This window comes from Marinimicrobium sp. UBA4209 (genome assembly GCF_002381585.1).
GTDB classification, from domain to species: Bacteria; Pseudomonadota; Gammaproteobacteria; order Pseudomonadales; family Cellvibrionaceae; genus Marinimicrobium; species Marinimicrobium koreense.
The window spans coordinates 79,563-89,814 of record NZ_DFTP01000048.1; the positions used below are offsets into that span (position 1 = coordinate 79,563).

Genomic DNA, 10,252 nt, shown 5'->3' on the forward strand with positions numbered 1-10,252 from the left:
GTGTTTTCGGGCGAGTGAGGCTTACTTCTCCTCTTCGCCGCCTTCTTCTTCGCTTTCGCTGTCGGCGTCATCAGTGGCCATGCCGCGCGGCTTGTTGATGGATACAACCGGCTGGTCGTGATCCGCGCCGTGGCTAAGTTCCACGGACTCAACGCCCTTGGGCAGTTTCAGGTCAGAGATGTGCAGGCTGTGACCCAGCTCCAGGTCGGCCACGTCCACTTCGATGTACTCGGGCAGATCGGCCGGCAGGCAGCTGATTTCCAGCTGAACCATGTTGTGCACAATCTTGCCGCCCTGCATTTTAACGCCCTTGGCGGTTTCCTCGTTGAGGAAGTGCAGCGGTACACTGGTGTTCAGCTTGGTGGTTTTGGATACGCGCTGGAAGTCAGCGTGCATGGTGTAACCCTTGGCCGGGTGACGCTGCAGATCCTTGAGGATCACATTTTCGGATTTGCCGTCAATGTTCAGCTCAATGATGTGCGAGAAGAAAGCTTCGCTCTCCAGGTGCTTGGTCAGTTCTTTCTGGCTGACCATGATGGAGGCAGGCTTCTTGGCTTTGCCGCCGTACACGATGGCGGGTACTTTGCCCTCGAGACGACGCAGGCGGCGGCTCGCACCTTTCCCCAGGTCTTCTCGGGCTTCGGCGTTCAATTTAAAATCTTCAGACATGATAAGTCCTCGATGTTATCCGCTGGAATCCGCGACCAGAATCACCAGCGGGGTTCAAAAAGCGACCGGACAGTAGTGTCGGCCGCGGTTAGCTGAGTGCACCGTTCTTCAGTTGAACATTGCACTCAGGGATTCTTCATTGCTCAGGCGGCGAACCGCTTCGGCGAGCATGCGCGACAGGGTCAGGGTGCGTACCCGTGAGCAGTTGCGCGCCGCTTCACTCAACGGGATGGAGTCGGTCACTACCAGCTCATCCAGTTGCGAGTTGTCCAGGCGGTCAATGGCGCTGCCGGACAGTACCGGGTGGGTACAGTAGGCCACCACTTTGTTGGCACCCTGCTTTTTCAGGGCGACGGCGGCGTTGCACAGGGTGCCGGCGGTATCGACCATGTCGTCCACCAGCAGGCAGGTGCGGCCATCCACTTCACCGATGATGTTCATTACTTCCGCCACATTCGGGTTGGGGCGGCGCTTGTCGATGATGGCCAGGTCCACGCCAAGCTGTTTGGCCACCGCGCGGGCGCGAACTACGCCGCCGATGTCCGGAGAGACCACAATCAGGTCTTCAAAATTCTGTTTTTCGACGTCTTCCAGCAATACCGGCGAGCCGTAAACGTTATCCACGGGCACGTCGAAAAAGCCCTGGATCTGCTCCGCGTGCAGGTCCACAGTCAGCAGGCGGTCAATACCCACGCCCACGAGCATATCGGCCACCACTTTGGCGGTAATGGGGACCCGGGCGGAGCGAACGCGTCGATCCTGGCGGGCGTAGCCGAAGTAGGGGACCACCGCGGTAATGCGTCCGGCGGAGGCGCGGCGCAACGCATCAATCATGATCATCAGTTCCATGATGTTGCGGTTGGTGGGCGCGCAGGTGGGCTGGACGATAAATACGTCGCGGCCACGAACGTTGGTGTTCAGTTCAACGGCAATTTCGCCATCGGAAAACTGGGAGACCGATACGTCTCCAAGGTCGATGCCCAGGCAGTCCACAATCTTCTGGGACAGTTCCGGGTTGGCGTTGCCGGTGAATACCATTAACTCAGTCACGTTCGGTACCTTTTGTTTGCATTGCCGCTTTATTACAGCCGTATTCTTGTCTGGCGTCGAGCCAATGCGGGACAGATGGAGGGAAAACTGAGCTCTTGGTGAGGCAGGTTGCCGGTTCCGTTATCTGATCCGCGGGAAACACGTAGGAGAGGTGCTATAGGCATCGACCCAAACGAACAGCGCCGCTGAGGCAGCGGCGCGTTAACGAATAATGGCTGGGGCGGTAGGATTCGAACCTACGCGTGACGGGATCAAAACCCGCTGCCTTACCGCTTGGCTACGCCCCAGTAGTCGTCGTTTCAGCGATTACGGAAACCGCTTTTACAATGTTCGACTGTCATCATGCATTGAACAGTCGATCGTGCACCGGTGAAAGGTTGACGCCTCTGGCCACAAAACTGGACCAATCAGTTGGCGTTTTTCCCTGTACTTCCCGCGCTTCGGTTTCACTCTCGAAGCTGGCGAAGACGCTTGCGCCGGTGCCGGACATTGTAGCGTTGCTGACAAAATTTTCCAACCAAATCAGCGCTTTATCAACTTCCGGATAAAGTTCTCTGACCAGTGGTTGGCAATCGTTTTTGCCGCCCCGCTCGAGAAAGGCCGCTACTGTAATGGGCGGTGTGTCTCTTGTCAAATCTTTGTGACAAAAAATTGTGCCAGTGGCCACGGGCGTGGGTGGCGTGACCACCAGAAACCAGCGTTCGGGCAGTTCGATGGGCACCAGTTGTTCGCCAATGCCTTCCGCCCAGGCGCTGTGGCCGGCGACAAACACCGGGACGTCGGCGCCAAGCTGTAATCCCACCGTCTGCAGTTCCTTGTTGGAGTACTGGCAGTCCCACAGTTGGTTGAGTGCCAGCAGCGTTGTGGCCGCATCGCTACTGCCGCCACCCAGGCCGCCCCCCATGGGAAGGCGTTTGAGCAGCGTGATATCGACACCGGTATAGGCCCGGGCGCGTGGACGCAGAAGCTGGGCCGCCCGCCAGATGAGGTTGTCCTTCAGGGGCACGCCTTCAATGGCCGGGTGCAGATGGATGTCGGTGTCTGCCCTCGGGCTGAAAGTCAGCTCATCGCCATAGTCCAGCAGTTGAAAGGCGGTCTGCAGCTCATGGTAGCCGTCGGGGCGTCGACCGACGATGTGCAGGCACAGGTTCAGCTTGGCCGGCGCGGGCAGGGTGACTGATGGGTTCATGATTCGGGGAGTGACCAATCGTAGACAATCAGGGTCAGCCGGGTGTCTTTGCGTTCGGCCACAATGCGACCGGGCAGCGGTAGCAGGCCGACGGCCTCATAGTCGCTGTAGTGCAGTGTCCAGCCGCTCTGGCGCAGGGTTTTCAGTAGCCCCTGGGGGGTGCGCTCAAGTATCCGATGGCGACTGTCCGGGGCGGGGATGCCCCGCACCCAGTAAGTGAGTTCCGCCACCGGCACGCGCCAGCCGGTGGTCTGCCACATCAGGGCTTCGGCGCTGGCGGCCTCCAGGGGTGGCTCACCGCCCTGGCGCAGACGTACGCCGCTATCGGTGGTTTCGATGATGACCCGCCCCTGGCCGAAGGGGCCGCTCAGGTCGATCCGGTAGTTGCTCTGGTCCTGATGCCAGCGCAGCCGGGCGCTGCCGCTGTTGTCGGGGAGCCTCGCTCCCAGCTTGCCGCTGAGTTGCCAGCTGTTGAGCCGCTGGGCAGCGGCCTGGTGGCGCTCCCAGTCCTCGACGGGCTGCAGCGGTTGGCGGGCACAGCCGACGACCAGCAGCATCAGTGTCAGAGCGAGGACGCGGCTCATTGATTCGCGCCCTCCGCATCGACGCCCAGGCGTTCGCGGGTGGCGGGTATCAGCTCGCTTTCCGGGTCGGTTTCCAGACCCTGCTGCCAGACGGCCCTTGCTTCCTCTTTTCGGCCCAGTTGCCACAGAACCTCGCCCAGGTGGGCGGCAATTTCCTGATCCGGATAAGCGCTCATGGCGTCCTGCAGGTACGGCAGGGCCTCTTCGGGGCGGCCGAGGTTGTAGAGCACCCAGCCCATGCTGTCGAGAATGGCCGGTTCTTCCGGGTTGAGAGCCAGGGCCTGGCGAATCAGTTCATAGGCCTCTTCGTGACGATCCGTTTTGTCCGTCAGGATGTAGCCGAGCGCATTGAGCGCCGTGGCATTGTGAGGGTCGTAGGTCAGGATGTTGCGCAGGTCCCGCTCGGCGGCCTCCAGGCGGCCCTGCTGGTCGTACAGCATGGCGCGGGAGTAGAGCAGGTCGCTGTGCGTCGGATGCGCCTCCAGCGCGTTGACCAGCAGGGCTTCAGCGGACTCCTCGTGGCCCTTCTGGAGCAGAACCCGGGCCTGGAACAGATAGAGGTCGGCGGCACGGTCCGGGAAGCGGTTACGCATCCGGTTCATATGATCGTTGGCGGCTTCCAGCTGACCGCTGTCAATCAGCAGTTCCATGATGTTGATGGTGGCCTGAAGAAAATCACTGCCCGGTTCAACCTGTAGGTAGTACAGCAGCGCCTCCTCGTTGCGCCCTTGCCGCTCGGCCAATTGACCCAGGTAGAAGTTGGCGCTGGAGGCGTGTTCGTCGCTGTCGAGCAGGCTTTCAAAACTGGTCTGGGCGGTCTCGGTGTCGCCACGTTCCAGAGCGACAATACCCAGTGACAGTCGCAGATCCGGGTCCCGGGGCTCTTGACGTACCAGCACCTCAAACTGCTCCTGGGCCATCGCCAGGTCATGCTGGGTGAGCAGACGGGCGTATTGCAGCCGTAGGCGCAGGCTTTCCGGGTTATCCTCCAAAGCTCCCACCACCGTCTGCAGGGCCTCGTCGGATCGCTCCAGCTGGTTCAGCAGTGTGGCCTTGAGGATGGTGGCCGCCACGCTGTCCGGCGCTTCCTTCAGTGCGCGAGAGGCATAGTCCAGGGCCGGCTCCAGGTCCCCCTGTTGCTGCATCAGTAGGCCGGTGCCAATCAGCAGCTCCTGGTGCTCCGGGTACTCTTCCAGGAGAGTCAGGTAGCCGTCGATCAGTCGCTCACGCTGGGTGTCCGTGGCCTCGGAGGCGCTGGCGGCAATGTTCTGGAACAGGGTGTGCTCGCCCTTGGCCTGCAGCTTCCGGGACAGGTCGAAGGCCTCCTGCAGTCGACCGTTCTGCACCAGGGCCAGGGCGGCATTCAGTTGGGCTTCGGTGTCGTCCGGAGCGACCTCTACCCAGAGCAGTGCCGCATCGAGCAGGGCGTTGTTGGCCGAGAGAAAGCGGGCGATATGGGTGGCCCGGGCCGCAACCTGAGGGTCCCGGGTCTGGTGGGCCTGCTGGAGATAGTTGGACAGCGCAATATCAAACTGCTGCCGGCTACCGGCAATTTCCGCTGCGAGCAGCGCGTACAGGGTATCGCTGGTGAATGGGCGAGTGGGCGCCGGTTGCGCGGCGCGGGGCTCGGGCTCCTGGGCCGCGTCCGCGCGGTCGGACGAGGGTTCTGCCGGTTCGCTGGCCGACGCTGGCTCGCGCTCGGGCCCTGTGGGCTGTTGGGCGCAGCCGAGTAGCAGCGCACTTAGCGCCAAGGCGGTCACTAACGGGACACTGGCGTTCATAAGGTCTCATCGGTTGATTGGCTATTCCGGCATCATAAACAGAGCGGGCCGGGTTCGCCAGTCGGGTTGCTCTCCGGCTGGCTTCGACGCCCCATTGCGGCGATAATTCCCGGGGTGGTGAGCGTTTTCCTTGCTCGCCCCTTGCGCCCGGCCCTCCAGGGCCGGACAATGGCGTCCCTTTTGCTGGCAAAACCTGCTCCTACTCTATGACCCTGTTGGCGTTCGGTATCAATCACAATACGGCTCCCCTGGCGATCCGCGAGCGCGTGGCGTTCGGACCCGACAGCCTGGAGCATGCGTTGATGCAGGCCCGCGAGCGGGCGGGGTTGAATGAAGTCGCCATCCTCTCGACCTGCAACCGCACCGAGATATACGCCGCCAGCGACGCCGAGGTTCACGCCCTGTTGGCCTGGCTGCTAGAGCATACCCAGATGGATGAGGACGCCCTGAGCCGGTGTTACTACTGCTTTGAAGATGCCGAGGCGGTGGGGCATATGATGAAAGTCGCCGGCGGGCTGGACTCGTTGGTGCTGGGGGAGCCCCAGATTCTGGGCCAGATGAAATCCGCTTACGCTGTGGCCAGCCAGGCGGGTACCGTTGGGGCGACGCTGCATTCGGCGTTTCAGCAGGTGTTCGGGGTGGCCAAGCGGGTCCGCTCGGAAACCGCCATCGGTGAGAATCCGGTGTCCGTGGCCTACGCGGCGGTTACCCTGGCCCAACAGATCTTCTCCGATCTCAAAGAAGACACCGCTTTGCTTATTGGCGCCGGTGAAACCATCCAGTTGGTGGCCCGGCACCTCAAAGAACAGGGGATTCGCCGGCTGGTTGTGGCCAATCGGACCCTGGAGCGGGCGCACGTCATTTCCCAGGAACTGGGGGCCGAGGCGATTCTGCTGGCGGACATTCCGGAACACCTGCACAAGGCCGATATTGTGATTTCCTCCACCGCCAGCCAGTTGCCCCTGTTGGGCAAGGGGGCGGTGGAGTCGGCGCTGAAAAAACGCAAACACAAACCGATGTTCATGCTTGATATTGCGGTTCCCCGGGATATCGAAGAGGAGGTGGGCTCGCTGGATGATGTCTATCTGTACACGGTGGACGATCTGCATGCGGTCATTGATCAGAACAAAAAGTCCCGGGAGGCCGCCGCCGACAAGGCCCGGGAAATTATTGCCGAAGGCGTCGGCCAATACCTGAAAATGCAACGCGCCCAGGACGCGGCGGTCACCATCCGCTCGTATCGGCAGCAGGCTGAAGCGTTGGCGGCCCGGGAGCTGACCAAAGCCCAGAAGGCGCTGGAGGCCGGCGGTGATCCGGCCCAGTTGATGGCGCAATTGTCCCGCGCCGTCACCAACAAATTATTGCATCCGCCCAGTGTGGCTTTGCGTCAGGCCAGCGCCGAGGGGCGCACAGAACTGGTCGCCGCGGCACGCGAACTGTTTGGGCTGCAGGCGGATGACATCGAGACTCAAGAGAAAAGCGAACCCGAATGAAAGCATCCATTGAAGAAAAACTGTCCCGCCTGACCGAGCGCTACGAAGAAGTCGGCCAGCTGTTGTCCGATCCGGACATCATCGGCAACCAGAATCGGTTTCGGGACTTGTCCAAAGAGTACGCCGAGCTGGAGCCGGTGGTGCAGAGCTATTCGCGCTACCATCAGATGAAGGCCGATCGCGACGAGGCGGAAACTCTGTTGTCCGATCCGGAAATGCGCGATATGGCCCGCGAGGAGCTGGATGCCTGCGATGAACAGTTGGGGCCGATGGAAGAGGAACTGCAGCGCCTGTTGCTGCCCAAAGACCCGAACGATGGCAAGAACGTGTTTCTGGAAATTCGCGCCGGCACCGGCGGTGACGAGGCGGCCATTTTCGCCGGCGACCTGTTCCGCATGTACAGCAAATACGCTGAACAGAAAAAGTGGCGTATCGAAATCATCAGTCAGAACGAGGGTGAACACGGCGGCTATAAGGAAATCATCAGCCGGGTGTCCGGTGACTGCGTGTACGCCAGCCTGAAATTTGAATCCGGCGCGCATCGGGTGCAGCGCGTGCCCGAGACCGAGTCCCAGGGTCGCATTCATACCTCGGCCTGTACCGTGGCGGTATTGCCCGAAGCCGACGAAGTGGAGGCGGTGGACATCAGCAAGGCGGATATCCGGGTCGATACCTTCCGCGCCTCCGGCGCCGGCGGTCAGCACGTGAACAAAACCGATTCGGCGATTCGCATTACCCACATTCCCACCGGCATTGTGGTGGAGTGTCAGGACGAGCGCTCCCAGCACAAAAACCGGGCCCGGGCCATGTCACTGCTGGCTTCCAAACTGAAAAGCCAGAGCGAAGAGGCCGCTGCCAAAAGCCTGTCGGACGAGCGGCGCAACCTGGTGGGCTCGGGCGATCGCTCCGAGCGTATTCGCACCTACAACTTTCCTCAGGGGCGGGTGACGGATCACCGCATCAACCTGACCCTTTATAAACTGGATGAGGTGATTCAGGGCGCGCTCGATGAAGTGGTACAGCCCCTGGTGCATGAGTATCAGGCCGACCAGCTCGCGTCCCTGGCGGAGTGATGCGCACCGTCAGTGAAGCGCTGCGCCGGGCCATCGAACTGAGCCCGGTAAGTGACTCTCCTCGCCTTGATGTGGAGCTATTGTTGAGTTGGGTGCTTGGCAAGGAGCGGGTCTGGCTGTACACCTGGCCGGAAACCGAACTGAGCGACGCTCAGCAGGCCGAGTTTGAGCAGGCGCTGTCCCGGCGCCGCAAAGGCGAGCCGATTGCCCATATCATGGGCGAACGGGAGTTCTGGTCGCTGCCGCTGTACGTCAATGCCAGCACACTGATTCCCCGCCCGGATTCCGAGCGACTGGTGGAATTGGCGTTGACGCTGACGGAAAGCGCCCCCTCGGGCCGCGCGCTGGATCTCGGCACGGGCACCGGTGCCCTCGCGCTGGCGTTTGCCAGTGAGCGACCGGCCTGGGAGGTAACCGCGCTGGACGCCTCCACGGCGGCGATCGATCTGGCTCGGCGCAACGCTCAGCGTCTCGGGCTGGAGCGAGTCCGCTGCCTGCACAGTGACTGGTATTCCGCGCTGCGTATGGACGAGCGGTTTGAGTTGGTGATGAGCAACCCGCCCTACATTGCCGACTGCGATCCGCACCTGAACCGGGGGGATGTGCGCTTTGAGCCCCGCTCAGCGCTGGTGGCCGAACGCCAGGGGCTGGCGGACATTGAGCACATCGTGAATCTCTCGCCCCGGCATTTGTTGCCCGGCGGCTGGTTGTTGATAGAGCATGGCTGGGAACAGGGATCGGCGGTGCGAGAGCTGTTCACGGTACGGGGCTTTCGCGCCGTGCGCACCGAGCAGGACCTGAACGAACGCGACCGAGTCACACTGGGGCAATGGCCCGCAAAGGAGGTGGCCGATGATGAACGATAACCAACTGCTGCGCTACAGCCGGCACATCCTGTTACCCGAAGTGGATGTCGAAGGGCAGGAGCGACTGCTGAACGCCCGGGTGTTGGTCGTGGGCCTCGGCGGCCTGGGCGCACCCGTGGCGATGTACCTGGCCGCCTCCGGGGTTGGGGAGTTATGGCTGGCGGACCACGATGAGGTTGACCTGTCCAACCTTCAGCGGCAGATCGTGCACACCACTGAGCGTGTCGGCGAGCCCAAGGTGCGCTCGGCCGCCGCCGCCCTGCAGGCGTTGAACCCGGACGTAAAACTGGTCCCCATTGAAGAAAAACTCTGCGGCGAGGCACTCACCGCCCGCGTGCGCGAGGCGGATCTGGTCATTGATGCCACGGATAACTTCAGCGTGCGCTACGCCATCAACGAAGCCTGTGTCGTTACCCGTACACCGCTGGTGTCCGGCGCCGCGATTCGCCTGGAAGGGCAGGTCACGGTGTTCGACTCGCGCCGCGATGACAGTCCCTGCTATCGCTGCCTGTACGACGTGAGTGAAGACGAGCAACTCAACTGCGCCAGCAGCGGCGTACTGGCACCCCTGGTGGGCGTCATCGGCAGCATGCAGGCACTGGAGGCGGTAAAACTGCTCGCCGGTGTCGGCACCAGCCTCGCCGGCCGGCTGCTGCTGTTCGACGCCACCACCAGCCAATGGCGCGAACTCAAACTCCCCCGCGACCCGGACTGCCCGGTCTGCTACCCAAAAAACGCCTGCTTCAACTCCTGATGCTGCTCCGGGCGCAACCGCGGACCGTACTGGGTCACCACCTTGCTGGCAGCCAGGCTGGCAAATCGACCGGCCACGTCATACTCATGGCCCTGACTGAGCGCATACAGAAACGCACCGGCAAACATATCGCCGGCACCGTTGGTGTCCACCGCTTTCACCGGCTGGGCATCAATGTGATAAGAGTGGCGGCCATCAAAGACCAGCGCGCCGTCCGCCCCGCAGGTGATGGCAAAGGAGCGGCAGTAATCCTGCAGTGACTGAGCGGCTTCTTCCAGCGTGTTGGTGCCGGTAAAGCCCATGGCCTCCTCGCGGTTGCAGAACAGCAGGTCCACGCCCTTGCCGATCATCTCCAGCAGGCCGTCGCGGAAGAACTGCACCATGGCCGGGTCCGACAGGCTCAGCGCGGTCAGTGTGTTACGCTTCTCCGCCCGCTCGCGCAGCTCAATGGCGGCGGCCCGACCGGTGTCGGAGCTGACCAGGTAACCTTCGATATACACATAGTCCGCTGCATCAATGGCGGGAGTGTGCAGCTCGTTCACCGACAGTCCGGCACTGATGCCGAGGAAAGTGTTCATACTGCGCTCGGCGTCCGGGGTGATCATCACCAGGCATTTACCGGTGATGCCCTGATCGCTGCCGAGGTGCTCGGGATAGTCCACGCCGGCGGCCTTGATGTCGTTCAGGTAGAATTCGCCGTTCTCGTCATTGGCGACCCGGCAGGAATAAAAACTGCGGCAACCGAAGTAGCTGGCGGCAATCACGGTATTGGCCCCGGAGCCGCCGCTGGCGC

Annotated in this window: 10 protein-coding genes and 1 tRNA gene; 4 read left to right on the top strand and 7 right to left on the bottom strand. The window is 62.0% G+C overall.

Going from position 1 to position 10,252, the window contains the following annotated elements; genetic code table 11:
• Nucleotides 1-21: 21 nt before the first annotated feature.
• The 6 genes from B3187_RS07080 to B3187_RS07105 all read right to left on the bottom strand — a co-directional run bounded on the left by B3187_RS07080 (nucleotide 22) and on the right by B3187_RS07105 (nucleotide 5,273).
• Complete coding sequence (locus tag B3187_RS07080) at nucleotides 22-669, bottom strand: 50S ribosomal protein L25/general stress protein Ctc (RefSeq protein ID WP_286805384.1); 648 nt, start codon at nucleotides 667-669, stop codon at nucleotides 22-24.
• Between the two features lie 108 nt (nucleotides 670-777).
• Complete coding sequence (locus tag B3187_RS07085; protein ID WP_036160594.1) at nucleotides 778-1,707, bottom strand: ribose-phosphate pyrophosphokinase; 930 nt, start codon at nucleotides 1,705-1,707, stop codon at nucleotides 778-780.
• 224 nt (nucleotides 1,708-1,931) lie between these two features.
• Nucleotides 1,932-2,006, bottom strand: a tRNA-Gln gene (locus B3187_RS07090).
• 53 nt (nucleotides 2,007-2,059) lie between these two features.
• Nucleotides 2,060-2,908, bottom strand: a complete 849-nt coding sequence (ispE, locus tag B3187_RS07095; RefSeq protein ID WP_286805385.1) for a 4-(cytidine 5'-diphospho)-2-C-methyl-D-erythritol kinase — start codon at nucleotides 2,906-2,908, stop codon at nucleotides 2,060-2,062.
• Nucleotides 2,905-3,492, bottom strand: coding sequence for a lipoprotein insertase outer membrane protein LolB (lolB, locus tag B3187_RS07100; protein WP_123638009.1), 588 nt, complete (start codon nucleotides 3,490-3,492; stop codon nucleotides 2,905-2,907). Before lolB ends, ispE begins: the two co-directional genes overlap by 4 nt.
• The gene (locus B3187_RS07105) at nucleotides 3,489-5,273 is read right to left on the bottom strand and encodes a tetratricopeptide repeat protein (RefSeq protein WP_286805386.1); all 1,785 of its coding nucleotides are present in this window, start codon (nucleotides 5,271-5,273) and stop codon (nucleotides 3,489-3,491) included. The genes lolB and B3187_RS07105 overlap by 4 nt, the downstream gene beginning before the upstream one ends.
• A 206-nt stretch (nucleotides 5,274-5,479) precedes the next feature.
• Between B3187_RS07105 and hemA the strand changes: the two genes are divergently transcribed.
• The 4 genes from hemA to B3187_RS07125 are packed head-to-tail and all read left to right on the top strand — an operon-like array spanning nucleotide 5,480 to nucleotide 9,459.
• The gene (hemA, locus tag B3187_RS07110; RefSeq protein ID WP_123638007.1) at nucleotides 5,480-6,766 is read left to right on the top strand and encodes a glutamyl-tRNA reductase; all 1,287 of its coding nucleotides are present in this window, start codon (nucleotides 5,480-5,482) and stop codon (nucleotides 6,764-6,766) included.
• Nucleotides 6,763-7,839: a peptide chain release factor 1 gene (gene prfA, locus B3187_RS07115; RefSeq protein ID WP_286805387.1), complete on the top strand. Its 1,077-nt coding sequence runs from the start codon at nucleotides 6,763-6,765 to the stop codon at nucleotides 7,837-7,839. The genes hemA and prfA overlap by 4 nt, the downstream gene beginning before the upstream one ends.
• The gene (gene prmC, locus B3187_RS07120; RefSeq protein ID WP_286805389.1) at nucleotides 7,839-8,705 is read left to right on the top strand and encodes a peptide chain release factor N(5)-glutamine methyltransferase; all 867 of its coding nucleotides are present in this window, start codon (nucleotides 7,839-7,841) and stop codon (nucleotides 8,703-8,705) included. The genes prfA and prmC overlap by 1 nt, the downstream gene beginning before the upstream one ends.
• Nucleotides 8,695-9,459 (top strand): HesA/MoeB/ThiF family protein, encoded by a 765-nt coding sequence (locus B3187_RS07125; RefSeq protein ID WP_286805399.1) that lies wholly within the window; start codon nucleotides 8,695-8,697, stop codon nucleotides 9,457-9,459. Before prmC ends, B3187_RS07125 begins: the two co-directional genes overlap by 11 nt.
• On the opposite strand, the gene B3187_RS07130 is transcribed toward B3187_RS07125, so the two are convergent.
• Nucleotides 9,429-10,252: adenosine kinase (locus tag B3187_RS07130; protein WP_286805391.1), on the bottom strand; the 824-nt coding region annotated here is incomplete at its 5' end. The genes B3187_RS07125 and B3187_RS07130 overlap by 31 nt on opposite strands.

Bases quoted from the DNA above. Each gene is read 5' to 3' on its own strand.
- hemA (WP_123638007.1), top strand. From the start codon at position 5,480: ATGACCCTGTTGGCGTTCGGTATCAATCACAATACGGCTCCCCTGGCG.
- B3187_RS07085 (WP_036160594.1), bottom strand. From the start codon at position 1,707: ATGGTATTCACCGGCAACGCCAACCCGGAACTGTCCCAGAAGATTGTG.
- ispE (WP_286805385.1), bottom strand. From the start codon at position 2,908: ATGAACCCATCAGTCACCCTGCCCGCGCCGGCCAAGCTGAACCTGTGC.
- prfA (WP_286805387.1), top strand. From the start codon at position 6,763: ATGAAAGCATCCATTGAAGAAAAACTGTCCCGCCTGACCGAGCGCTAC.
- B3187_RS07105 (WP_286805386.1), bottom strand. From the start codon at position 5,273: ATGAACGCCAGTGTCCCGTTAGTGACCGCCTTGGCGCTAAGTGCGCTG.
- B3187_RS07080 (WP_286805384.1), bottom strand. From the start codon at position 669: ATGTCTGAAGATTTTAAATTGAACGCCGAAGCCCGAGAAGACCTGGGG.
- prmC (WP_286805389.1), top strand. From the start codon at position 7,839: ATGCGCACCGTCAGTGAAGCGCTGCGCCGGGCCATCGAACTGAGCCCG.
- lolB (WP_123638009.1), bottom strand. From the start codon at position 3,492: ATGAGCCGCGTCCTCGCTCTGACACTGATGCTGCTGGTCGTCGGCTGT.
- B3187_RS07125 (WP_286805399.1), top strand. From the start codon at position 8,695: ATGAACGATAACCAACTGCTGCGCTACAGCCGGCACATCCTGTTACCC.